20 protein-coding genes are annotated in these 23,850 nt (G+C 71.1%); 3 read left to right on the top strand and 17 right to left on the bottom strand.

Features of this window, described 5'->3' with window-relative positions:
• The first annotated feature begins 44 nt into the window (after positions 1-44).
• Positions 45-866, top strand: a complete 822-nt coding sequence (locus AB0G74_RS12545; RefSeq protein WP_361144137.1) for a DsbA family protein — start codon at positions 45-47, stop codon at positions 864-866.
• Between the two features lie 69 nt (positions 867-935).
• Here the strand turns inward: AB0G74_RS12545 and AB0G74_RS12540 are convergent, their stop codons facing one another.
• Positions 936-1,526, bottom strand: coding sequence for a dienelactone hydrolase family protein (locus tag AB0G74_RS12540; protein WP_361144134.1), 591 nt, complete (start codon positions 1,524-1,526; stop codon positions 936-938).
• Positions 1,527-1,549: 23 nt separating this feature from the next.
• Between AB0G74_RS12540 and AB0G74_RS12535 the strand changes: the two genes are divergently transcribed.
• Complete coding sequence (locus tag AB0G74_RS12535; protein WP_361144131.1) at positions 1,550-2,647, top strand: mechanosensitive ion channel domain-containing protein; 1,098 nt, start codon at positions 1,550-1,552, stop codon at positions 2,645-2,647.
• A 129-nt stretch (positions 2,648-2,776) separates the two neighbouring features.
• On the opposite strand, the gene AB0G74_RS12530 is transcribed toward AB0G74_RS12535, so the two are convergent.
• The 4 genes from AB0G74_RS12530 to AB0G74_RS12515 all read right to left on the bottom strand — a co-directional run bounded on the left by AB0G74_RS12530 (position 2,777) and on the right by AB0G74_RS12515 (position 7,087).
• Complete coding sequence (locus AB0G74_RS12530; protein WP_361144129.1) at positions 2,777-4,363, bottom strand: Na+/H+ antiporter; 1,587 nt, start codon at positions 4,361-4,363, stop codon at positions 2,777-2,779.
• A gap of 202 nt (positions 4,364-4,565) precedes the next feature.
• Positions 4,566-5,507, bottom strand: a complete 942-nt coding sequence (locus tag AB0G74_RS12525) for an RluA family pseudouridine synthase (RefSeq protein WP_358823759.1) — start codon at positions 5,505-5,507, stop codon at positions 4,566-4,568.
• 70 nt (positions 5,508-5,577) lie between these two features.
• Complete coding sequence (gene lspA, locus AB0G74_RS12520; protein ID WP_361144125.1) at positions 5,578-6,228, bottom strand: signal peptidase II; 651 nt, start codon at positions 6,226-6,228, stop codon at positions 5,578-5,580.
• Positions 6,229-6,283: 55 nt separating this feature from the next.
• Positions 6,284-7,087, bottom strand: a complete 804-nt coding sequence (locus AB0G74_RS12515) for a TraR/DksA family transcriptional regulator (RefSeq protein ID WP_361144122.1) — start codon at positions 7,085-7,087, stop codon at positions 6,284-6,286.
• Between the two features lie 557 nt (positions 7,088-7,644).
• Between AB0G74_RS12515 and ileS the strand changes: the two genes are divergently transcribed.
• Positions 7,645-10,788, top strand: coding sequence for an isoleucine--tRNA ligase (ileS, locus tag AB0G74_RS12510; RefSeq protein ID WP_361144119.1), 3,144 nt, complete (start codon positions 7,645-7,647; stop codon positions 10,786-10,788).
• A 388-nt stretch (positions 10,789-11,176) separates the two neighbouring features.
• Here the strand turns inward: ileS and AB0G74_RS12505 are convergent, their stop codons facing one another.
• The 12 genes from AB0G74_RS12505 to murF form a co-directional block, all read right to left on the bottom strand.
• Positions 11,177-12,334: a DivIVA domain-containing protein gene (locus AB0G74_RS12505; protein ID WP_361144116.1), complete on the bottom strand. Its 1,158-nt coding sequence runs from the start codon at positions 12,332-12,334 to the stop codon at positions 11,177-11,179.
• Positions 12,335-12,398: 64 nt separating this feature from the next.
• Entirely contained in the window at positions 12,399-12,689 is a 291-nt protein-coding gene (locus AB0G74_RS12500) for a YggT family protein (protein WP_358823764.1), read from the bottom strand.
• Between the two features lie 71 nt (positions 12,690-12,760).
• A complete protein-coding gene (sepF, locus tag AB0G74_RS12495) occupies positions 12,761-13,381 on the bottom strand; it encodes a cell division protein SepF (protein ID WP_361144113.1) in 621 nt (206 codons plus the stop codon).
• Positions 13,382-13,521: 140 nt separating this feature from the next.
• Entirely contained in the window at positions 13,522-14,244 is a 723-nt protein-coding gene (locus AB0G74_RS12490) for a YggS family pyridoxal phosphate-dependent enzyme (RefSeq protein WP_361144110.1), read from the bottom strand.
• A complete protein-coding gene (gene pgeF / locus AB0G74_RS12485; protein WP_361144107.1) occupies positions 14,241-15,005 on the bottom strand; it encodes a peptidoglycan editing factor PgeF in 765 nt (254 codons plus the stop codon). The genes AB0G74_RS12490 and pgeF overlap by 4 nt, the downstream gene beginning before the upstream one ends.
• A complete protein-coding gene (ftsZ, locus tag AB0G74_RS12480) occupies positions 15,002-16,207 on the bottom strand; it encodes a cell division protein FtsZ (protein WP_361144103.1) in 1,206 nt (401 codons plus the stop codon). Before ftsZ ends, pgeF begins: the two co-directional genes overlap by 4 nt.
• 277 nt (positions 16,208-16,484) lie before the next feature.
• Positions 16,485-17,273 carry an FtsQ-type POTRA domain-containing protein gene (locus AB0G74_RS12475; RefSeq protein ID WP_361144101.1) on the bottom strand — a complete coding sequence of 263 codons (789 nt, stop codon included), beginning with the start codon at positions 17,271-17,273 and terminating at the stop codon, positions 16,485-16,487.
• Positions 17,274-17,321: 48 nt separating this feature from the next.
• Positions 17,322-18,410, bottom strand: a complete 1,089-nt coding sequence (murG, locus tag AB0G74_RS12470; RefSeq protein ID WP_358823770.1) for an undecaprenyldiphospho-muramoylpentapeptide beta-N-acetylglucosaminyltransferase — start codon at positions 18,408-18,410, stop codon at positions 17,322-17,324.
• 6 nt (positions 18,411-18,416) lie between these two features.
• Positions 18,417-19,850 carry a putative lipid II flippase FtsW gene (gene ftsW / locus AB0G74_RS12465; RefSeq protein WP_361144097.1) on the bottom strand — a complete coding sequence of 478 codons (1,434 nt, stop codon included), beginning with the start codon at positions 19,848-19,850 and terminating at the stop codon, positions 18,417-18,419.
• An 81-nt stretch (positions 19,851-19,931) separates the two neighbouring features.
• Positions 19,932-21,353, bottom strand: a complete 1,422-nt coding sequence (murD, locus tag AB0G74_RS12460; protein WP_361144094.1) for a UDP-N-acetylmuramoyl-L-alanine--D-glutamate ligase — start codon at positions 21,351-21,353, stop codon at positions 19,932-19,934.
• The gene (gene mraY, locus AB0G74_RS12455) at positions 21,350-22,420 is read right to left on the bottom strand and encodes a phospho-N-acetylmuramoyl-pentapeptide-transferase (protein WP_361144091.1); all 1,071 of its coding nucleotides are present in this window, start codon (positions 22,418-22,420) and stop codon (positions 21,350-21,352) included. The genes murD and mraY overlap by 4 nt, the downstream gene beginning before the upstream one ends.
• Positions 22,417-23,847: a UDP-N-acetylmuramoyl-tripeptide--D-alanyl-D-alanine ligase gene (gene murF / locus AB0G74_RS12450; protein WP_361144088.1), complete on the bottom strand. Its 1,431-nt coding sequence runs from the start codon at positions 23,845-23,847 to the stop codon at positions 22,417-22,419. The genes mraY and murF overlap by 4 nt, the downstream gene beginning before the upstream one ends.
• Positions 23,848-23,850: the final 3 nt, after the last annotated feature.

Genomic DNA, 23,850 nt, shown 5'->3' with positions numbered 1-23,850 from the left:
ATTCCCCTCTCTGATCTACGTCCCCCTTACGGAGTGAATGCAGCATGAGCGCACGGAACAACAAGGCCAACAAGGCGGCGGCCCGCGAGCGGATCCGGGTGGAGCGCGAGCGCCAGGCCAAGAAGGAGCGGCTGCGCCGCCAGCTGATCGTCGCCGGGTCGACGGTCGGTGTCCTCGCCCTGGCCGGCGGTATCGGCTACGGCGTGATGCAGGCCAACAAGCCCGACGGCTGGGACGCCGCGAAGGACGCCAAGAACGTCACCGCGCCCAAGAACACCTCGGGCGAGAACGGGACGACCGTGGTCCTCGGCAAGGCGGACGCGAAGAAGACCCTGGAGCTGTACGAGGACTCCCGCTGCCCGGCCTGTGCCGCGTTCGAGCAGAGCGTGGGCGAGACCATGAAGAAGGACATCGCCGCGGGCAAGTACAAGGTCCAGTACGTCGGCGCGACCTTCATCGACAACATGGCCTCCGGCGAGGGCTCCAAGAACGCGCTGAGCGCGCTGGGCGCGGCGCTGGACGTCAGCCCCGAGGCGTTCGCCGACTACAAGGCCGCCCTCTACTCGAAGAAGTTCTTCCCCGAGGAGAGCAAGGACGAGTTCGCCAAGGACTCGTATCTGCTGAAGGTCGCGGACTCCGTCCCGGCGCTCAAGGACAACGCGACGTTCGAGAAGAACGTCAAGGACGGCACCTTCGACGCGTGGGCGATGAAGATGTCGGCGAAGTTCGAGAAGAGCGGCGTCCAGGGGACGCCGACGCTGAAGATGGACGGCAAGAAGGTCACCGGCGAGGACGGCAAGGGTTCGCCGATGACTCCGGCGGACTACAACAAGGCGCTCGACAAGGCGCTGGGCGCGGCGAGCTGATCCGGCACGGCACGGGCCCCGGGAACGTGACGTTCCCGGGGCCCGTGCCGTGAGCCGGGGCGGGGACGCTCAGTCCCGGCCGTCCGCCGAGGCCAGCTCGTCGAGGAACGCCAGGACGGTACGCCAGGTCCGCTCGGCGGCCTCCGCGTCGTAGTCCGGCAGGTCCGGGTCCGTATAAAGATGCCCGGCGCCCGGGTAGCGGTGGACCTCCACATCGGCCCCCGCCCGGCCCATCCCCAGATACCAGGCCGTCTGCCAGTCGTGCGGCTCGAAGACGTCCGGGTCGGCGACATGGAGCTGTACGGGCAGACCGTCGGCCCCGGCGCCCTCGGCGATGTCCGACGTACCGTGCAGCAGGACGAGCCCGCGGGCCTTCTCGTCACCGAGGGCCAGGTTCTGCGCCACGGAGGCGCCCAGCGACAGCCCCAGGTAGACCAGTCCGCCGCCGGAGTGCGGCGCGGCGGCGACCACGGCCCGCTTCAGCAGCTCGTCCCGGCCCAGCTCCTCCTTGAAGGCCATGCCCTCCTCGACGGTCTCGAAGGTCCGCCCCTCGAACAGATCGGGTGTCCAGACCCGGTGCCCCGCCTCCTCCAGGCGGGCGGCGGCGGCCCGGACGGCCGGCCGCGGACCGTAGACCGAATGAAAAAGCATGATGTCCATCGGGTCAGGTTACGTGTCCCTGCATGGAGAACGCGCTACGTCCCTTGATCGTCATCGGCGGCTCGGTCCTGCTCACCGTGGTGGTGGGCTGGCTGGCCGATCTGCTGCTGCGGCGCGCCGCCGCCCGGCGCCCCGAGACCCCGCTGTGGAATCTGCTGCGCCGGGGCCGCCCGGCACTCCAGGTGGTGCTCTGCGCGGCGCTGCTGAGAGGCGCGTACCGGCAGACCGGTATCGGGGTCGTGGAACGCCACGAGCGGGGCATCGGCCAGTTGCTGACCCTCACCCTGATCGGGGCCTCGGCCTGGCTGGTGGTCCGGATCGCGACCGCGGTGGTGGAGTCCGTCTACCGGCGGTACGCGGCCGGAGCCGGTGACGCGGCCCGGGTACGCCGGGTCCGGACCCAGGTCACCCTGATCCAGCGGGTGGTGATCGCCGTCGTCGGAGTGGTCGCCGTCGCGGCGATGCTGCTGACCTTCCCGGCGATGCGGGCCGTCGGCACCTCGATGCTGGCGTCCGCCGGTGTCCTGGGCATCGTCGCCGGTGTCGCCGCGCAGTCCACCCTCGGCAATCTCTTCGCCGGGCTCCAGATCGCCTTCGGCGACATGGTCCGGATCGGGGACGTGGTGGTCGTGGACGGGGAGTGGGGCACGGTCGAGGAGATCACCCTGACCGCGCTCACGGTCCGGACCTGGGACGAGCGGCGGATCACGATGCCGGTCTCGTACTTCACCGGCAAACCGTTCGAGAACTGGTCGCGCGGCGGGATCCAGATGACCGGCTCCGTCTTCTTCCATCTGGACCACTCGGCCCCGGTGGCCGAGATGCGGCGGCGACTGGCGGAGATCGTCGGCGGCCATCCGGCGTGGGACCGCCGGGACCAGTCGCTCGTGGTCACGGACACCACCCCGTCGACCATCGTGGTCCGGGCCGTGGTGACCGCCAAGGACTCCGACGATCTGTGGACGATCCGCTGCGAGGTCCGGGAACGGATGATCGCCTGGCTGTACGAACACCATCCGTACGCCCTCCCCCGGATCGCCACGATCCCCGCCCCGGACCGGCCGGACGACATCCCCCGGCGCCACGACGAGAGCCCGCCGCGCCCCCGCCCGGCGAGCTGACCCCGGCCCGGGGCGCCCCGGCGGGTCGAGGGGACTGGTTTCCCCGACCCGCCGGGGCGACCGCGTCGACCGTGATCCCGCGCGGATCCGGCGAGCGGCCCGCCCTCGGCGAGATCCGGAAGAGACGGCCTACCGAAGGCTGCGGACGTCCAGATGCCGGAGCACCCGGTCCACGATCTCCGGGTCGGCACCCGGCTCGCTGCGGGCGGCCAGTACCTCGTGGCGGGCCGCGGAGAGCATCTCGCGCTGGATCCGCTGGACCGACCGCAGCCGCTCCACCCGCCGGGCGTACCAGTCGCGGCGCTCCTCGTCGACGAGTTCGGGGCTGATCCGCGCGCCGACCTCGTACGCCGTCCGGTGCAGCCGCTCGCTGACCTCCTCCGGCAGCTCCTCGACCTCCTCGATCTCCTTCAGCCGGTGCCTGGCCGCCGCCGCGGCGCGCAGGGCGAGCCGGTGCTCCAGGTCGCGCTCGGCGTCGGCGTCGGCCCGCACCCCGAGCCGCCGGACCAGCCAGGGCAGGGTCAGCCCCTGGAGCAGCAGGGTCGTGAGGATCACCACGAAGGCGATGAAGACGATCTCGTCGCGGCCCGGGAAGGGGCTGCCGTCGTCGGTGGTCAGCGGGATCGCCAGGGCGAGCGCCACGGACGCCACCCCGCGCATCCCGGACCACCACATCACCACGGTTTCGCGCCAGGAGACCGGGATGTCCTCGTCGTAGTCGCGTTTGGAGTGCAGCCGCTGGGCGAGCCAGGTGGCGGGCAGCAGCCAGAGCAGCCGTACGCCGATCACCACGGCGGCGATCACCGCGCCCCAGCCGAGCATCCGCAGCAGTACGCCGTCGGCGGTGCCGAACACCTTCCGCAGTTCGAGGCCGATCAGTCCGAAGGCGGCCCCGGTGACCAGGGTGTCCACAATGCCCCAGAAGGTATTTCCGGCGAGCCGTCCCATCACGTCGTCCGCGTCGGCGGCGTGTTCGGCGAGGAAGAGGGCCGTGGTGAGGACGGCGAGCACCCCGGAACCGTGCAGCTCCTCGGCGACCACATAGCTCACATACGGCACCATCAGTGTCAGTCCGACCTGGAGCGTGGCATCGCCGAGGAGGCCCATCAGCCGGTTGGAGAGCCAGCCGGTGGCCAGCCCGACGGCGACGGCCACCACGGCCGAGAGGACGAGCTGCCCGGCGGCGGCCGGCCAGGAGAAGCTGCCGGTGACGGCGGCGGCGATGGCCACGTGGTAGAGCACGATCGCGGTGACGTCGTTGAAGAGCCCCTCGCCCTCCAGGATCGACACCAGTCGGCGCGGCAGCCCGAGGCGTCCGGCGACCGCGGTGGCGGCGACCGGGTCGGGCGGCGCGACGAGCGCCCCGAGGGCGACGGCGGCGGCGATCGGCAGTCCGGGCACGATCGCGTTGACGACCACCGCCACGGCGGCGGTGGTCACGAAGACCAGGGCGACCGCGAGCAGCAGGATCGGCCGGAGGTTGGCGGTGAACTGCCGCCAGGAGGTCCGCTGGACCGCCGCGTAGAGCAGCGGCGGCAGTACCAGCGGCAGGATGAACTCGGGCGGGATGTCGGCGTCGGGTACGAAGGGGAGAAACGCCACGCCCGCCCCGATCAGACTCATCAGGACGGGCGGGGGAAGATCGAGCCGGTCACCCAGGGGCACGGTCACGACGGCGCCGAAGAGCAGCCCCAGCAGCAGCGCGACCTGGTCCACACACCCCTCCGGCCGGAGAGCCTCCCGACGACCTCCTCAGCCTGCCACGAACGTCCGCTTTCGCGCCTTGTGTCCGGGGGTGGTGATGGGCCGACCGGGGGGCCGGTACGGGCCGGGCCGCGACGGGACCTCGAAGTCCGGGAGGGGGTACGGAACGGGGTACGGGCGAGCGCTACGGCGTACCCGGACCGGACCCGGGGCCCTACTCGCTCTCCGCCGCGATGCGGTCGAGGGCCTTCCGCAGGTCGTCCGGGTACTCACTGGCGTACTCGACCCAGCGGCCGTCCGACGGATGCTCGAAGCCCAGCCGCACCGCGTGCAGCCACTGCCGGGTCAGCCCCAGCCGCTTCGCCATGGTCGGATCGGCCCCGTAGGTCAGATCGCCCACGCACGGATGCCGGTGCGCCGACATATGGACCCGGATCTGGTGCGTACGGCCGGTCTCCAGCTTGATGTCCAGCAGGGACGCCGCCCGGAACGCCTCCATCAGATCGTAGTGGGTGACCGACGGCTTGCCGTCGGCGGTGACGGCCCACTTGTAGTCGTGGTTCGGATGCCGGCCGATCGGCGCGTCGATCGTGCCGCTCATCGGATCGGGGTGCCCCTGCACCAGGGCGTGGTACCGCTTGTCGACCGTACGCTCCCGGAACTGCTGCTTCAGCAAGGTGTACGCGCGCTCCGACTTCGCCACCACCATCAGCCCGCTGGTCCCGACGTCCAGCCGGTGCACGATGCCCTGGCGCTCGGCGGCGCCCGAGGTGGAGATCCGGTATCCGGCGGCGGCCAGCCCGCCGATCACCGTCGTACCGGTCCAGCCCGGGCTGGGGTGGGCGGCGACCCCGACGGGCTTGACGATCACCACGATGTCGTCGTCGTCGTGGACGATCTCCATGCCCTCCACGGGCTCCGCCACGATCTGCACCGGGGCGGGCGCCTGCGGCATCTCGACCTCCAGCCACGCCCCGCCGTGCACCCGCTCGCTCTTGCCGACGACCGCCCCGTCGACCTGCACCTTCCCCGCGGCGGCCAGCTCCGCGGCCTTCGTCCGGGAGAATCCGAACATGCGGGAGATGGCGGCGTCGACGCGCTCGCCCTCCAGGCCGTCCGGTACGGGCAGGGTGCGGATCTCGGGGTGCGTACTCACCCGTCCGAGTATGCCTTGCCCGGGGCCCCGGAACGGACCGCGGCCCGGCCCGGCACACGGGCCCGGCCCGTCAGTCCTTGTGGACGGTGCCGTCCGGGTCGAGGCCGCGGAAGGAGAGGATCACGATCAGGATGCCGCCGGAGACGATCGCCGTATCGGCGAGATTGAAGACGGCGAAGTGGGCGGGGGCGATGAAGTCGACGACCGCGCCCTCGAAGACCCCCGGCGACCGGAAGATCCGGTCGGTCAGATTGCCGAGCGCCCCGCCGAGCAGCAGACCCAGCGCCACGGCCCAGGGTGTGCTGTAGAGCTTCCGGGCCAGCCGGACGATGACCACGATCACCGAGGCGGCGATCAGGGTGAAGATCACCGTGAACGCCTCGCCGATACCGAAAGCGGCGCCCGGGTTCCGTACCGCCGTGAACCTCAGCAGATCGCCGACGACCTCGATCGACGGCTGGTGCTCCAGCTTGGCGACCACGATCATCTTGCTGACCAGATCGATCAGATAGGCGACCACGGCGACACCGATCAGCACGGCGATCCGGCGCCTGCCCCTGGGCTCGTCCGCCTCGGGACCCTCACCGGTCTCCGGGGCGGCGTCCGCCGGGTCCGCCGGGCTCACGGCATCGGCCGCGCGCTCCTCGGCGGAGGACGATTCCGACGGGTCGGACGTGCCCGGTGTCTCCGGCGTACCGATGATGCGCTCCGCCTCTGTCACGTGAGTCCCTCAACTAGTGCCTGACTGTGATCGAGGGTACGTCACCCGCCCCGGCTCAGCCCCGCCGCTCCTGCTTCTGTTTGCACTCCACACAGAGCGTGGCCCGGGGGAACGCCTGCATCCTGGCCTTTCCGATCGGTTTGCCGCAGTTCTCGCAGCTCCCGTACGTTCCGGCGTCCAGCCGGAGCAGGGCCCGCTCGGTCTGCTCCAGGTTCTCCCGGGCCTTGGCGGCGAGGGCCAGCTCGTGCTCCCGGGTGATGTTCTTGGTACCGGTGTCGGCGTCGTCGTCGCCCGCGCCGCCGCCGGAGTCCCGCATCAGCCCCGCCAGGGCGGCGCCGGAGGCGGCCAGCTCCGCGTTCAGCCGGGTGACGTCCGCCGCCAGTACGGCCCTGGCCTCGGCCACCTCCTCCGGGGACCACGGCTCCTCACCGGGGCGTACGGCCAGCTCGCCGGCGGGCGCGGCCGCGCGGGCGGTGGGCACCCCCGTGGGCACCTCGCCCACGGCCACCGTCTTCTTCGCTCCCACAGTTCTGGCTCCCGTCTCTGTCACGGCCTTCTTCGCGGCACCGGCGGTCTTCTTCGCGGCGGTTTTCTTCGCAGTGGTCTTCTTCACGGTGGTCTTCTTCGCGGTGGTCTTCCCCGCCGCGGCCTTCTTCGCCACCGTCTTCTTCGCCACCGTCTTCTTGGCGGCCGCTTTCTTCCCGGGTTCCTTCCCGGGCGCCTTCTTCACGGCTTTCGCGGCCTTTTTCGCGGCCGTCTTCTTCGCGGGCACGGCGGGCTCGGAGGGGGCCGATGGCGCCTTTTCCGCGGCGGCTCTCGTCGCCGTGGTCTTCTTCGCAGCGGTCTTCTTCGCCACCATGGCCGCGGCCCCTTCACATATCGTGATCTTGCTCGCGAATCGTGCTGGGACGATAAATCGACCCCAGCCCCGCGGCAAACGGGGCACGCCGCCACCCCACCCGCCCCGGCGCCGGTGAAACGGACCTTTCTCCGTTGTGCCCGGCTCCCCGGCGGGTAATCCGCCCCTTGACAGGGCCCGCAGGGCCGCGCTCACGCCGCTGGACCGTTCGGGTCGCCCCGGCGGGCCCGCGGCCACCGCCGGAAACCCGGTCGGCCGGGCCCTCCCCGGGCCCTTACACTGGGCGGAGCGAAAGGCTTGGATGGGGACGAGTAGCTTCGTACGCAGCCATGAGCGACCCGGGGACGGTGCGAGCCCGGGGGCGAGCGCGAGGTGAAGCATCACCCCGGAGCCGCCGGAAGAAAGCCGCGGGTCAGCCCGTACGGCGAGTAGAACCGGCGTCGCGACCCCAATGAGGGGGCGGTGCGCAGCGCGCCGCCAAGGAGGGTGGTACCGCGGGAGCCGGAGGCTTTCGTCCCTCCGACGGAAGAGAATCTGTCCGCCGGAGGAGTTCGCCCATGACACCCCCGCAGTACCGCCAGGTGCCCGCCCAGGTCGATCTGCCCGCCCTGGAGCACGCCGTCCTCGACTTCTGGCGCGAGAACAAGGTCTTCGACAAGAGCCTCGCCCAGTCCGAGGGCCGCCCCGAGTGGGTGTTCTACGAGGGCCCGCCGACCGCCAACGGGATGCCGGGCGCGCACCACATCGAGGCCCGCGTCTTCAAGGACGTCTTCCCCCGGTTCCGTACGATGCGCGGCTACCACGTGGCCCGGAAGGCCGGCTGGGACTGCCACGGCCTGCCCGTGGAGCTGGCCGTCGAGAAGGAGCTGGGCTTCTCCGGCAAGCAGGACATCGAGGCGTACGGCATCGCCGAGTTCAACGCCAAGTGCCGCGAGTCGGTGACCCGGCACACCGACGCCTTCGCCGAGCTGACCGAGCGGATGGGCTACTGGGTCGACCTCGACGACGCGTACTGGACCATGAAGCCGGAGTACATCGACTCCGTCTGGTGGTCGCTGAAGCAGATCTTCGACAAGGGCCTGCTGGTCCAGGACCACCGGGTGGCGCCCTGGTGCCCCCGCTGCGGTACCGGTCTCTCCGACCACGAGCTGGCCCAGGGGTACGAGACGGTCGTCGACCCCTCGGTCTACGTCCGGCTCCCCCTCACCTCGGGCCCGCTGGCGGGCGAGGCGGCGCTGCTGGTGTGGACGACGACCCCGTGGACCCTGGTGTCGAACACCGCGGTCGCCGCCCACCCGGAGGTCACCTACGCGGTGGCCACCGACGGCACGGAGAAGCTCGTCGTCGCCGAGCCGCTGCTGGAGAAGGCGCTCGGCGAGGGCTGGGAGGCCACCGGGCAGTCGTACACCGGCGCCGAGATGGAGCGGTGGACCTACCAGCGCCCCTTCGGCCTGGTCGACTTCCCGGCGCCCGCGCACTTCGTGGTCAACGCCGACTACGTCACCACCGAGGACGGTACGGGCCTGGTCCACCAGGCGCCCGCCTTCGGTGAGGACGACCTCAAGGTCTGCCGCGCCTACGGCCTGCCGGTGGTCAACCCGGTCCGCCCCGACGGCACCTTCGACGAGGAGCTGCCGCTGGTCGGCGGGGTCTTCTTCAAGAAGGCCGACGAAGCGCTCACCGCCGACCTCGGCGCCCGCGGCCTGCTCTTCCGCCACCAGCCGTACGAGCACAGCTACCCCCACTGCTGGCGCTGCCACACGGCTCTCCTCTACTACGCCCAGCCGTCCTGGTACATCCGCACCACCGCGGTCAAGGACCGGCTGATCGAGGAGAACGAGAACACCAACTGGTTCCCCGACTCGGTCAAGCACGGCCGGTTCGGCGACTGGCTCAACAACAACATCGACTGGGCGCTCTCCCGGAACCGCTACTGGGGCACCCCGCTGCCGATCTGGCGCTGCGAGGAGGGCCACCTCACCTGTGTCGGCTCCCGTACCGAGCTGTCGGAGCTGACCGGGGCCGACCAGTCCGGGCTGGATCCGCACCGCCCGTTCATCGACGACGTCACCTTCGACTGTCCGCAGTGCCCCGGTTCGGCCACGGCGACCCGGGTGCCCGAGGTCATCGACGCCTGGTACGACGCCGGATCGATGCCCTTCGCGCAGTGGGGCTATCCGTACCAGAACAAGGAGCTGTTCGAGAAGCGCTACCCGGCGCAGTTCATCTCGGAGGCCATCGACCAGACCCGCGGCTGGTTCTACACCCTGATGGCCGTCGGCACCCTGGTCTTCGACAAGTCCTCGTACGAGAACGTGGTCTGCCTCGGCCACATCCTCGCCGAGGACGGCCGGAAGATGTCCAAGCACCTGGGCAACATCCTCCAGCCGATCCCGCTGATGGACCAGCACGGCGCCGACGCCGTCCGCTGGTTCATGGCCGCGGGCGGCTCGCCCTGGTCGGCCCGGCGGGTGGGCCACAGCACCATCCAGGAAGTGGTCCGCAAGACCCTCCTCACCTACTGGAACACCGTCGCCTTCCAGGCCCTGTACGCCCGGACCTCCGGCTGGGCCCCCTCCGCCGCCGACCCGGCCCCCGCCGACCGCCCGGTCCTCGACCGCTGGCTGCTCGGCGAGCTGAACACCCTGGTCGGCGAGGTCACCGAGGCCATGGAGGGGTACGACACCCAGCGGGCCGGAAAGCTGCTCTCGGCCTTCGTCGACGATCTGTCGAACTGGTACGTCCGCCGCTCCCGGCGCCGGTTCTGGCAGGGCGACGCGGCGGCGCTGCGCACCCTGCACGAGGTCGTCGAGACCGTGACCCGGCTGATGGCGCCGCTGACCCCGTTCATCACCGAGCGGGTCTGGCAGGACCTGATCGTCCCGGTCACCCCGGACGCCCCCGAGTCGGTCCATCTCACCGAGTGGCCGACGGCCGACGCCTCGGCCGTCGACCCGGCGCTCTCCGGGCAGATGATCCTGGTCCGGCGGCTGGTCGAGCTGGGCCGGGCGACCCGGGCCGAGTCGGGCGTCAAGACCCGGCAGCCGCTCTCCCGGGCCCTGGTCGGCGCCACCGGCTTCGACGCCCTCTCGGCCGAACTCCGCGCCCAGATCACGGAGGAGCTGAACGTCTCGTCGCTCGCGGCGCTCTCCGAGGTCGGCGGATCCCTGGTGGACACCACCGCCAAGGCCAACTTCCGAGCGCTCGGCAAGCGGTTCGGCAAGGGAGTGCAGGCGGTGGCCAAGGCGGTCGCCGAGACCGACGCGGCGGCCCTGTCGCTGGCGCTGCGCTCCGGTACGGCGACCCTGGAGGTCGAGGGCGAGACCATCACCCTCGGCCCGGACGAGGTCATCATCACCGAAACCCCGCGCGAGGGCTGGTCGGTGGCGTCCGACTCGGGCGCGACGGTCGCCCTCGATCTGGAGATCACCCCCGAGCTGCGGCTGGCCGGGCTCGCCCGGGACGCGATCCGGCTGATCCAGGAGGCCCGGAAGAACAGCGGTCTCGATGTGGCGGACCGGATCGCGGTGGTCTGGTCGGCGTCGGACGAGTCGACGGGCCGGGCGCTCACCGAGCACTCCGGGCTGATCGCGGACGAGGTCCTCGCGACCTCCTTCACCGACGGCGCACCGGACGACACCTTCGGGCCCGCCTTCACCGACGAGCCCCTCGGGCTGACCTTCCACCTCCGTAAGGTCTGACCGGCCCGTTCCGCCTCATCCCGTACGCCGCACCGCGCGCCCCTCGCGCGGTGCGGCGTTCGTCGTTTCCGCGCCTGTGCTCCGGGCCTGCCGTCCGATCCCCGTACCTAATTGTCGACAGAGCGACAGGGTGGAAATGTGACGAGGACGACGCGATCGGCGTCCGGTCAGGGCCGTCACCGCCGCCCGGTCGCACGGAGGCAAGCCACCGGCGCGCGCGGCTCACAAAGGCTCCGGGAGCGCTTCCGTACACCGCGATTCCACCCCGCCCGACACCACGACCACGACGGAGAGCGGACATACAAAAGGGCCGGGTCCGGACAATTGTCCGGACCCGGCCCTTTTGTTCAGACTGCCGACGGTTACGCGCTCGGCGCGTAGTCGCCCGTCAGTTGTCGTCCTCGTCGATCAGGAAACCGCGCATCGGCGACGGCGCCTGCTGCATCGGCTGCGGAGCCTGCGGGCGGACCGGAGCCATCGGCTGGGTCATCGCGGGCGCCATCTGCTGCTGGCCACCGTACGAGGGACCGCCACCACCCATCGGGGAGCCGCCCATCGAGGGGGCGCCGCCCATGGAGTGCCCCATCGAGGGCGCTCCGGCGGAGGCCATCGAAGGCGCCGGCGGCAGTGAGGCGGCGGCCGGGGTACGCGGCGGGGCGAGCGAGTCGTCGGCCTGGGTCTCCAGCTGACGGAGCTGGCTCTCCAGGTAGGACTTCAGCCGGGTGCGGTACTCCCGCTCGAAGCCGCGCAGGTCCTCGACCTTGCGCTCCAGCGTGGCGCGGGCCGACTCCAGCGACCCCATCGCGACGCGGTGCTTCTCCTGGGCGTCCCGCTCCAGGGCGTCGGCCTTGGCGCGGGCGTCCCGCTCCAGACCCTCGGCGCGCGAACGCGCCTCGCCCACGATCTTGTTGGCCTCGGAACGGGCCTCCGCGATCGCCTGGTCGGCGGTCTGCTGGGCCAGCGAGAGAACCCGCGCGGCGCTGTCGCCACCCGGGCCGCCCTGGCCGGGCATCTGCTGCGGGTGGCCGCCCATGGGGCCGCCCTGCATCTGACCGGGACCGCCCATCGGGCCGCCCTGCATCTGACCGGGGCCACCCATCGGACCGCCCTGCATTCCGCCCATCTGCGGGCCGCCCATGGGGCCGCCCTGCATCTGACCGGGGCCGCCCATCGGGCCGCCGTGGCTGGGACCGGCCGGCAGCTGGGGCGCACCGCCGGGCAGCTGGGGCGGGCCCATCTGCTGCTGCGGCTGCTGCTGCTGGACGGGGGGTCCGGATATGGCGGCGGGCACGGGACCCTGGGGCCGCTGGTCCTGCTGCTCCGGGCCGGGTCCCTTCCGCATGCCCTGTTGCTGCTGCTGGTTCTGCGCCGCCGCTCGGGTCGCCGCGGCCAGCTTGGCGCGCAGGTCCTCGTTCTCGCGGAGCAGGCGGGTCAGTTCGGCCTCGACCTCGTCGAGAAAGGCATCGACCTCGTCCTCGTCATAGCCTTCTCGGAGACGGACGGTCGTGAACTGCTTGTTCCGCACGTCCTCGGGGGTCAGCGGCATGTCTTCTTCACCTCTACGTAGTCGTCGGCAGTCGGCAAGACCGTATCGTCCACAGTTACCCCCTTCACCCCGCGAAACGTCCTACGACGGAGATCAGGATGTAGACGATGATCATCAGAACGAAGAAGGACAGGTCGAGTGCCACGCCCCCGAAACGCAACGGCGGGATGAACCGCCGAAGAAGCTTGAGCGGTGGATCGGTGACAGTGTAGGTGGCCTCAAGGACGACCACCATCACCTTCCCGGGTTGCCATGAACGAGCGAACTGGAAGACGTAGTCCATGACCAATCGGAAGAACAGCACGACCAGGAAGCACACCAACGCGATGTAAACCACCTGTAGTGCGACACCCATGCCGTGCTTCCCTCTCCCCTGTGCTCTCGCGGTCCGGCCTCCTCGGCCGGGGTCGTCCCGATGACGCGTTCTCAGCTCTGGTTGAAGAATCCGCCCTCTGCGATACGGGCCTTGTCCTCCGCCGTGACATCGACGTTAGCAGGCGACAGGAGGAAGACCTTCTGGGTCACCCGTTCAATACTCCCGTGGAGGCCGAAGACGAGTCCGGCGGCAAAGTCGACAAGTCGCTTCGCGTCGGTGTCGTCCATCTCCGTCAGATTCATGATCACCGGAGTGCCCTCACGGAAGTGTTCCCCGATGGTACGGGCCTCGTTGTAGGTCCGGGGGTGCAAAGTGGTGATGCGGTACGGCTCCCGCTCGGACACGACCTTGGGCATGATCACCGGCGCGTTCTTCTCCAGGCTCGGACGTTCGGGTGTGATGGACGCCACGGGGGCGATACGGGCCGGGCGCGCGCTCTCGGCGGCCATGGGGGTCGCGATATGCGCCACCGGCTCGCGCGGCGCGGGGGGTTGCACCGCTCGCACCGGCTCCTCCCGCTCCATCTGATGCGGGGGCTGATGCCGCCGGTGCTCCCGCTCGGGCTCCGGCTCGGGTTCGAAGTCGTCGTCGGGGTCGAAGCCCCGGCCGTCGTACCCATCGTCCTCCACGAGGCCGAGGTAGACCGCCATCTTGCGCATCGCGCCGGCCATGCTCTGAGTCCTCCGCTCTGTGGTGGATCGCCTTGTCGCCGATGTCGCAGTGTCACCAAGTGTCCGCGATCCACGTGTCACGCCCGCATTTTGGCGGGAATGACCATATTTTCTGCTGTGGTCCGACTTGCTTCGCGACGTTACCCGAGCCGGGGACGGACTCCGAGTACCGCAGTGCCGACGCGTACATGTGTCGCACCCGCGGCCACGGCCTCCTCGAGGTCCGCGCTCATTCCCGCGGAGACCATGTTCGCAGCAGGACGCCCCGCGCGCAGGTCCGATGAGAATTCCCTCAGCCGCTCGAACGCGGCTCGCGGCCGGCCGGCATACGGCCCGGTCAGCGGCGCGACCGTCATCAGTCCTTCGATCCTGAGCGCCGGCGCGGCGGCCACCGCGGCGGCCAACTCCTCGATTCCGCCGGGCGCCACACCGCCGCGCTCACCGCGCGCGGCCCCCTCCTCGGCGTCGAGGGCGACCTGGATCAGACAGCCGACCTCGCGGCCGGCCCGCTCGGCGGCGGCGGAGAGCGCTGTGACAAGTCTTACTCGGTCGATCGAGTGCACCATATCGGCATAACGCACCACCGAACGGACCTTGTTGGTCTGCAACTGACCGACGAAGTGCCAGTTGAGATCGAGATCGGCACACGCCTCCGCCTTGGGCGCGGCATCCTGGTCGCGGTTCTCCGCCACGTGGCGTACGCCGAGTTCATGCAGGATCCGTACGTCGGACGCGGGATAGGTCTTGGTGACGACGATCAGCGTCACCTCCTCGCGCTTCCGCCCGGCAGCGGCGCAGGCGGCGGCGATACGTTCCTCCACCGCCGCCAGGTTCGCGGCCAGTTCGGACCGGCGATCCGTCATGTCTCTTCCCTCCCGGGCCCGTCCGGCCGCTCGATCCAGACATATCCGGCGAGCCGCCCGGTGGTGCGGTCCCGGCGGTACGAAAAGTGGTCCGCGGACTCCAGGGTGCAGACACCCGCGTCCTGACGGTCCGTGACCCCGAGCCGGGCCAGCTGGGCATGGACTCCGGCGGCGACGTCCACGGCCGGGGTGCCCCGCCTCGTGGTGGCCCGGGCGGCGGGCTCGACCGCCGCGACCTCGGACCGCATCGTGTCGGGGACCTCGTAACAACCACCGCATACGGACGGTCCGGTCCTGGCGGTGATCCGCTCGGGCCGGGCTCCGAGGGCGACCATCGCCGCCACCGTCGCGGGCACCACGCCGGCCACCATCCCGGGTCGGCCCGCGTGGGCGGCCCCGGCGACCCCGGCGACCGGATCGGCCAGCAGTACCGGAACGCAGTCGGCGGTCAGTACGGCGAGCGCCAGCCCCGGGCGGGCGGTGACCACCGCGTCCACCGAGGGCACCGGGCCCTCGCCCCAAGGGCCTTCGACCACGGCCACATCACGGCCGTGGACCTGGTTCATCCAGACCACCCGGGCCGGGTCGAGCCCCAGCGACTTCGCCGCGATCGCCCGGTTGGCCGTGACGGCCGCCGGGTCGTCGCCGACCGCGCCGCCGAGGTTCAGCTCCTCGTACGGAACGGCGCTCACCCCGCCCCACCGGTCGGTGAAGGCGAAGCGCGCGCCGTTCTCGTCTATCGCGTCGTGCCCCACGGTCACTTCAGGAAGTCCGGCACGTCCAGCTCTTCGGCGGAGGTGTCGCTGTAGGAACGGGTCGAGGGGACCTGCGGCGCCGGGGCCGGGGACTCGTCGCGGACCGGGACCGGCTCGGGGGCCGGGGACTCGTCCCGGACCGGGACCGTACCGAGGCCGCCGGAGCGGACGGCCGACTCGGCCGGACGGGACGGAGCCGGGGCGGGCTCGTCGCGCTTGGCGGAGGACGAGCCGAGTACGGTGTCACGGCGGGCGGGCGGCTGGCCGCCGTCGAATCCGGCCGCGATCACGGTGACCCGGACCTCGTCGCCCAGCGCGTCGTCGATCACCGCGCCGAAGATGATGTTCGCCTCGGGGTGGGCGGCCTCGCTCACCAGCTGGGCCGCCTCGTTGATCTCGAAGAGACCGAGGTCGGAACCGCCGGAGATGGAGAGCAGCACCCCGCGGGCACCGTCGATGGACGCCTCCAGCAGCGGCGAGGAGATGGCCATCTCGGCCGCGGCCACCGCGCGGTCGTCGCCGCGCGCCGAGCCGATGCCCATCAGCGCCGATCCGGCCTCCGACATCACGGACTTGACGTCGGCGAAGTCGAGGTTGATCAGACCCGGGGTGGTGATCAGGTCGGTGATCCCCTGGACGCCGGAGAGCAGTACCTGGTCGGCCGACTTGAACGCGTCGAGCACGCTGACCTGGCGGTCCGAGATGGAGAGCAGCCGGTCGTTGGGGATGACGATGAGGGTGTCGACCTCTTCGCGGAGTTCGGCGATGCCGTCCTCGGCCTGGTTGGCCCGGCGCCTGCCCTCGAAGGTGAAGGGGCGGGTCACCACACCGATCGTCAGGGCGCCCAGGGAGCGGGCGATATTGGCCACGACGGGCGCGCCGCCGGTGCCGGTGCCGCCGCCCTCGCCCGCGGTGACGAAGACCATGTCGGCCCCCTTGAGGACCTCCTCGATCTCCTCCCGGTGGTCCTCGGCGGCCTTGCGGCCGACGGCCGGGTTGGCCCCGGCGCCGAGCCCGCGGGTGAGTTCCCGGCCGACGTCGAGCTTGACGTCGGCGTCGCTCATCAACAGCGCCTGGGCGTCCGTGTTGATCGCGATGAACTCGACGCCCTTGAGGCCGACCTCGATCATTCGGTTGATGGCATTGACACCACCGCCGCCGACACCGATGACCTTGATGACTGCGAGGTAGTTCTGCGGTGCTGCCACGTCGAAGGCCTCTCGCCTCGAAAATATGTGTTGCCGTGGTGCGGTCGCGCACCCCGGCGACGGATGCCGATGGGACGGTCCGGAGCGCCGACCCGAACCCTAACGTTGAAGTTTAGGGTTATCTGTGTGTCCGTTCCCTGGACTCCTCCGAACAGGACACTAAGTCGACACGTGGCGCGCGTTCAATGAACACGCCGAACGTCCCGTTTTTCTTTTCACCCTATGTGATCAGCCGTTGCGCGCACCACCCAGGGGGCCGGGCCTGGGCATTTGTGCGTCAACTCCCGGACACCGCCGGTGCGGTGGGAGCGCTGACGTCGTACTCGCGGGCCTTCGGCGCGGCCTTCATGAGCGCCGTCAGGGCACGGGCCTTCTGCTCGCCCTGTTCGGGGCCGCCCCAGAAGACGCTCCGCCCCCCGGCCAGCTCCGCGGTGATGTCGTCGTATGAACGGACCACCAGGGTACGGAGGTCGGCGGCGGCCTTCGGCGGCAGTTCGCCCCGGACCCGGACCGCCTCGGCGACCAGCCGGTCCGCGCCGAACCGCCGCAGACTGGGCGATCCGGACGCTTCCAGGCGTAGCCGGGGTACGCCTCCGGGCGCCCGGTCGACGGTGGCGAACCGTACGCCCTTCTGGTCCACTTCGACGAACCGCGCGCCCTGTTCCAGGACCAGGACGGGCCGTCGTTCGACCACGTCGAGGACGATCCCGTCCGGCCAGGACCGGGAGACCACGACCGAATCGATCCGGGGCAGCCGGTCGGCCAGCCGGGCCTCGACCGCGTCGGTGTCCACGGAGACCAGCGGCCCGCCGGTCGGCACCCGGGCCGCCTCGACGACCTGTTCCGGGGTCAGCACCCGGACCCCGGTGGCCTCGACGGTACGGACCCGGAGCCAGGAGGAGCCGTAGAGGGCCCACAGCACCCCGCCGGCCAGGGCGAGGACCAGGAGGGCGATCAGCAGGGTCCTGGGGCCGCCGGGGATCCGGGCCAGCCGGCCGGGCGGGCGCTCCGGCGGTCCCGTCGGCGGTGTGCGCACCCCGCGGTCCGCGGTGGTCGGTCCGGCCACGCTCCCCGTCTCCTTCCGGCTGGCTCCCAGCCCCGGCGGCGGCGACGCCTAACGGCGGGCCGCGATCGCCTCGTACACCATGCCGACGAGGAGGTCGTCGGCGTCCCTGCGGCCGAACTCGGCGGCTGCACGGGACATCTCGTACAGCCGGTGCGGATCGGCCAGTACCGGAAGGACGCTGTCCTGGACCCACTGGGGCGTCAGTTCGGCGTCGTCGACCAGCAGTCCGCCGCCCGCCTTGACCACCGGCTGGGCGTTGAGCCGCTGTTCGCCGTTGCCGATGGGCAGCGGGACGTAGGCGGCGGGCAGCCCGACGGCGGACAGCTCGGCGACGGTCATCGCGCCCGCGCGGCAGAGCATCATGTCGGCCGCGGCGTACGCGAGGTCCATCCGGTCCACGTACGGTACCGGGATGTACGGCGGCATTCCGGGCATGTTCTCGGCGCGCGGCAGTTCGTTCTTGGGGCCGACCGCGTGCAGGATCTGGATTCCGGAGCGCTGGAGCACCGGGGCGATCTGCTGGACCACCTCGTTGAGCCGGCGCGCGCCCTGGGAGCCGCCGGAGACCAGCAGGGTGGGCAGCTGCGGGTCCAGACCGAAGGCGGCGCGCGCCTCGGGGCGCACCCGGGCGCGGTCGAGGGTGGCGATGGAGTGCCGGAGCGGGATGCCGATGTAGCGGGCACCGCGGAGCTTGCTGTCCGGGGTGGCGACGCCGACCCCGGCCGCGTACCGGGAACCGATCTTGTTGGCGAGACCGGGCCGGGCGTTGGCCTCGTGGACGACGATGGGCACCCCGCGCCGCTTGGCGGCGAGATAGCCGGGCAGTGCGACATAACCACCGAATCCGACCACGCAGTCGGCCTTGGTGCGCTCCAGGATCTGCTCGGCGGCCTTGATGGTGCCGCGCAGCCGTCCGGGGACGGTGATCAGCTCCGGGGTCGGCTTCCGGGGCAGCGGTACGGCGGGGATCAGGGCCAGCTCGTAGCCGCGCTCCGGGACGAGCCTGGTCTCCAGGCCGCGTTCCGTGCCCAGTGCCGTGATGCCCACGGTCGGGTCCTGCCTGCGCAGGGCGTCCGCGAGGGCGAGCGCGGGCTCGATGTGGCCGGCGGTCCCCCCACCGGCGAGTACGACATGCACCGAAATTCACCGCTCTCCGGACGGACGCCTGGTGACGCGCCGTCTCATCGTCTTCCATCTCACGCCTGGCGTACGTACCGCCAGGGCGGCCTTCGCCGCGGGCTCGGCCCGGGCGAAGGCGATCAGCAGCCCGATCGCGAACATGGTCGGCAGCAGGGCCGACCCTCCGTAGGAGAACAGCGGGAGCGGAACCCCGGCGATCGGCAGCAGTCCGAGGACCGCACCGACGTTGACCACGGCCTGCACCGTGATCCAGGTGGTCACACCTCCCGCGGCGTACCTCACGAAGGGGTCCTCCGTGCGTCCGGCCACGCGGATACCCGCATAGCCTAGAGCCGCGAACAGGGCGAGCACCGACAGCGTCCCCGCCAGGCCCAGCTCCTCACCGGCGATGGCGAAGATGAAATCGGTATGGGGCTCCGGCAGTTGTCCCCATTTTTCCACACTGGCCCCGAGGCCGGAACCGAACCATCCGCCGGAGGCCAGGGCGTAGATCCCGTGGACGGCCTGCCAGCACTCCCCCTGGGGGCCGAGGTCGATGGCGCCGATGCACTCCAGCCGGGACATCCGGTTCTCACTGGTCCGGATCAGTACCAGCCCGACCAGGGCGGAGACGCCGAGCACCCCGGCGAAGAGCCGGGTGGGGGCGCCCGCCAGCCAGAGCAGTCCGAAGAGGATCGCGGCGAGGATGATCGCGGTGCCCATGTCGCCGCCCAGCATGATCAGCCCGAGCAGCAGAAACGTCACCGGCACCAGCGGTACCAGCATGTGCTTCCACTGGGCCAGCAGCCGCCGGTCGTGTTTGCGGGCGAGCAGATCGGCGCCCCACAGGATGAGCGCCAGCTTGCCGAACTCGCTCGGCTGGATCTGGAACGAGCCGCCGAGGGAGAGCCAGTTCTGGTTGCCGCCGACCGAGACCCCTATCCCGGGGATCTGCACCAGCGCCATCAGACAGACCGTGGCGACCAGCAGCGGATAGGACAGGGCCCGGTGCAGCCGCAGCGGTGTCCTGGAGGCCAGCAGCAGCAGTCCGGTGCCGATCAGGGCGGCCAGGAACTGCTTGCGGAAGAAGTAGGAGCCGGGCAGGGAGAGTTCCAGCGCCTTGATCATCGACGCGGAGTAGACCATCACCAGGCCGAGTACGGTGATCAGCAGGCTGCTGCCGAGGATCACGTAGTACGCGGTCAGGGGCCGGTCCCAGGCGCGGCGGGCCCGTTCGTAGAGCCGTCGCGCGCCCCGGCCCCGCGGGGGCCCCGAGGGGCCGCCGGAGCGGGTGGGGCCGCCCGCGCGCGGGACGCGCGGGACCTGTCCGGCGGGGCGGCCCGTGCCACCGGTCCCCCGGGTGCGTCCGCGCGGCGCCCGGCCCGCGCCGCCCGTTCCGGAGCGGGCGAGCACGGGCACCGGCGTGTACCGCGGCCGAAACATCTCCAGCAGGCTCATTCGGCGCTGTCCCCTCCAGTCGGGCCCGGTGCGCCGCCGCACCCCGCGGGCCGGGGCGCGGCGGCGCACAGGTCGGGCCGGTCAGGCGCGCTGGGCGGCGAGACCGCGGACCGCTTCCGCGAAGGACTCGCCCCGCTTGTTGTAATTGACGAACATGTCCATCGAGGCGCAGGCCGGGGCCAGCAGGACGGTGTCGCCCGGCCGGGCGAGCCGCGCCGCCTCGCGGACCGCGGCGGTCATCGCCCCAGTGTCCGTCCGGTCGAGGTCCACGACCGGGACATCGGGGGCGTGTCGCGCCAGGGCTTCGGCGATCAGGGCACGGTCGGCGCCGATCAGTACGGCCCCGCGGAGCCGTCCGGCGGCCCGGCCGACCAGTTCGTCGAAGGTGGCGCCCTTGGCGAGGCCGCCCGCGATCCACACGATCGGGTCGTAGGCCGCGAGGGACGCCTCGGCGGCATGGGTGTTGGTCGCCTTGGAGTCGTCGATGTACGCGACCCCGTCGACGTCGGCCACCTTCTCGATCCGGTGAGGGTCGGGCCGGAAGGCCCGCAGCCCGTCGCGTACGGCGCTCGCGGGCACCCCGTAGGCGCGGGCCAGCGCCGCCGCCGCGAGGGCGTTGGCGATGTTGTGCGGTGCCGGGGGCTCGACGTCGGAGATCTCGGCGAGTTCCTGGGCCTGCTCCCGCCGGTTCTCGACGAAGGCCCGGTCGACCAGGATGCCGTCGACGACCCCGAGCTGGGACGGCCCGGGGGTGCCGAGGGTGAAACCGACCGCCCGGCAGCCCTCGACCACATCGGCCTCGCGGACCAGGTCCTCGGTGGCCGGGTCGGCGGCGTTGTAGACGCAGGCGATCTCGTTGCCCTCGTAGATCCGGCCCTTGTCGGCGGCGTAGGCGCTCATCGAGCCGTGCCAGTCGAGGTGGTCGGGGGCCAGATTCAGAACGGCCGCCGAGTGGGCCCGCAGCGACGGCGCCCAGTGCAGCTGGTAGCTGGACAGTTCGACGGCGAGGACGTCGTACGGCTCGTCGGCGAGGACGGCGTCGAGGAGCGAGACGCCGATATTGCCGACGGCCGCCGTGCGCAGCCCGGCCGCCTCCAGGATGGCCGCGAGCATCCGGACCGTGGTGGTCTTGCCGTTGGTCCCGGTGACGGCGAGCCAGGGCGCGGCGCCCGGCTCCCGCAGCCGCCAGGCCAGCTCGACATCGCCCCAGATCTCGACGCCCGCCGCCGCGGCGGCGGCGAACAGGGGCTTGTCGGGCCGCCAGCCGGGGGCGGTGACGATCAGCTCGGTGCCGTCGGGGAGGGTGTCCCCGTCGCCGAGCCGGACCGTGACGCCCTCGGCCGTCAACTCCGCCGCCTGGGCCTTCGCCCGGTCGTCGGCGCCGTCGTTGACGACCGTGACGAGCGCGCCGAGCCGGTGGAGCACCCTGGCGGCGGGGAGCCCGGAGACTCCCAGCCCGGCCACGGTGACCCGCTTGCCCGCGAACTCCTCGCGCTTGCTCACTTGTCGGCCGCCCAGCCCGCGTAGAAGAGACCCAGTCCGACGATCACACACATGCCCTGGATGATCCAGAACCGGACCACCACAAGGACTTCGGACCACCCCTTGAGTTCGAAGTGGTGTTGCAGCGGGGCCATCCGGAAGACGCGTTTCCCGGTCATCTTGAACGATCCGACCTGGATGACCACGGACATGGTGATCAGGACGAAGAGTCCGCCGAGGATGGCCAGCAGCAGCTCGGTACGGGAGCAGATGGCCAGACCGGCCAGCGCGCCGCCGAGGGCGAGGGATCCGGTGTCGCCCATGAAGATCTTGGCGGGTGAGGTGTTCCACCAGAGGAAGCCGAAGCAGGAGCCCATCAGGGCCGCCGCGACCACGGCGAGGTCCAGCGGATCCCGTACCTCGAAACACGCCTCGGGATTGGTCAGTGACGAGGCGTTGGCGCAGGACTCCTGGAACTGCCAGAGGCCGATGAAGGTGTAGGCGCCGAAGACCATCACCGACGCGCCGGTGGCCAGACCGTCCAGACCGTCCGTCAGGTTCACGCCGTTGGACATGGCCAGGATCATGAAGAGGGCCCAGACCACGAAGAGCACCGGGCCGATGGCCCAGCCGAAGTCCGTGATGAAGGAGATCTTCTCGGACGCCGGGGCGTTGCCGCGGGAGTCCTTGAACTGGAGCGCCAGTACCGCGAAGGCGATACCGACGATCAGCTGGCCGGCCATCTTCGCCTTGGCCCGCAGACCGAGCGACCGCTGCTTGACGATCTTGATGTAGTCGTCGAGGAAGCCGACCAGCCCCATTCCGGCCATCAGGAAGAGGACCAGGAGACCGGAGTAGGTGACCTCGCCGCCGGTGAACACCTTCGCCAGGGCGTAGGCGATCAGGGTGGCCAGGATGAAGGAGATACCGCCCATGGTGGGCGTCCCCTTCTTGCTGCCGTGCGTGCGCGGGCCGTCGTCGCGGATGAACTGCCCGTACCCCTTGCGGGCCAGCAGCTTGATCAGCAGCGGCGTACCGATGAGCGACAGGAAGAGCCCGATGGCCCCCGCGAAGAGGATCTGCCTCATCGGCCGGCACCCCGCCCATCCGCGGGCGCCGCCGCGTCATCGATCAGCGTCTGCGCGAGCCGTTCCAGACCTGCCGATCTGGACGCCTTCACCAGCACGACGTCTCCTGGGCGCAGCTCACTGCGCAACAGGTCGGCCGCCGCCTGTGCGTCGGACACGTGCACCGACTCCTCACCCCACGAACCCTCGTTATATGCGCCCAGTTGCAACCAGGACGCTTCCCTGCCCCCGACTGCGACGAGCTTGCTGACGTTGAGCCGGACGGCGAGCCGTCCGACCGCGTCGTGCTCGGCGAGTGCCTCGTCACCGAGCTCGGCCATGAGACCGAGCACCGCCCACGTACGTCCCCCCCGGCCGCGCGCGTCCTGTCCCATCGCGGCCAGTGCGCGCAGCGCGGCCCGCATGGATTCGGGGTTCGCGTTGTAGGCGTCGTTGACGATCGTCACGCCGTCCGGACGCTCGGTGACCTCCATACGCCAGCGGGAGAGGGTGCCGGCCTCGGAGAGCGCGCTGGCGATCTCGTCGACGGGCATGCCCAGCTCATGGGCGACGGCGGCCGCGGCGAGCGCGTTCGACACGTGGTGCTCACCGTACAGCCGCATGGTCACTTCGCCGCACCCGGTGGGGGTGTGAAGCGTGAAGGCGGGGCGACCTTGCCGGGTGAGCCGGACATTCTCGGCACGTACGGCGGCGTTCGGCGCCTCGCCGAAGTACACGACCCGGGCCCGGGTCCGGGCGGCCATCTCGCGGACGAGGGGGTCGTCGGCGTTGAGGACGGCGACGCCGTTCTCGGGCAGCGCCTCGACGATCTCGCCCTTGGCCTCGGCGATCTTCTCCCGGCCGCCGAACTCGCCGATATGGGCGGTGCCGACGTTGAGGACGACGGAGATCCGCGGCGGCACCAGTTCGGTCAGATAGCGGATGTCGCCGACGTAGCGGGCGCCCATCTCCAGGACCAGGTGCTCGGTGGTGGTGTCGGCGCGCAGGGCGGTCAGCGGCAGGCCGATCTCGTTGTTGAGATTGCCCTCCGGGTAGACCGTGGGGCCCTTGCGGGTCAGCAGTTGGGCGATCAGGTCCTTGGTGCCGGTCTTGCCGACGGAGCCGGTGAGGGCGACGGTGGTGGCGCCGAGGCGTTCCACGACGTCCCGGGCGAGGGCGCCCAGGGCCGCGGTGACATCGGGCACGACGATCGCGGGCACACCGACGGGACGGGTGGCCAGGACGGCCGATGCGCCGTCGGCGACGGCCCGTTCGGCGAAGTCGTGGCCGTCCGCGGTGGCGCCCGCGAAGGCGGCGAAGAGGGCGCCGGGTACGACGGCACGGGAGTCGATGACGACCGGTCCGGTGACGGTGACGGCCGGATCCGGTATGTCGTACGGCTGCCCGCCGACGACTGCGGCGATCTCGGCGAGGGAGAGGGTGATCACTGG

It is taken from the genome of Streptomyces sp. NPDC020875 (assembly GCF_040641415.1).
Taxonomy (GTDB): Bacteria; Actinomycetota; Actinomycetes; order Streptomycetales; family Streptomycetaceae; genus Streptomyces.
This window is presented reverse-complemented; position numbering and strand designations above follow the sequence as displayed.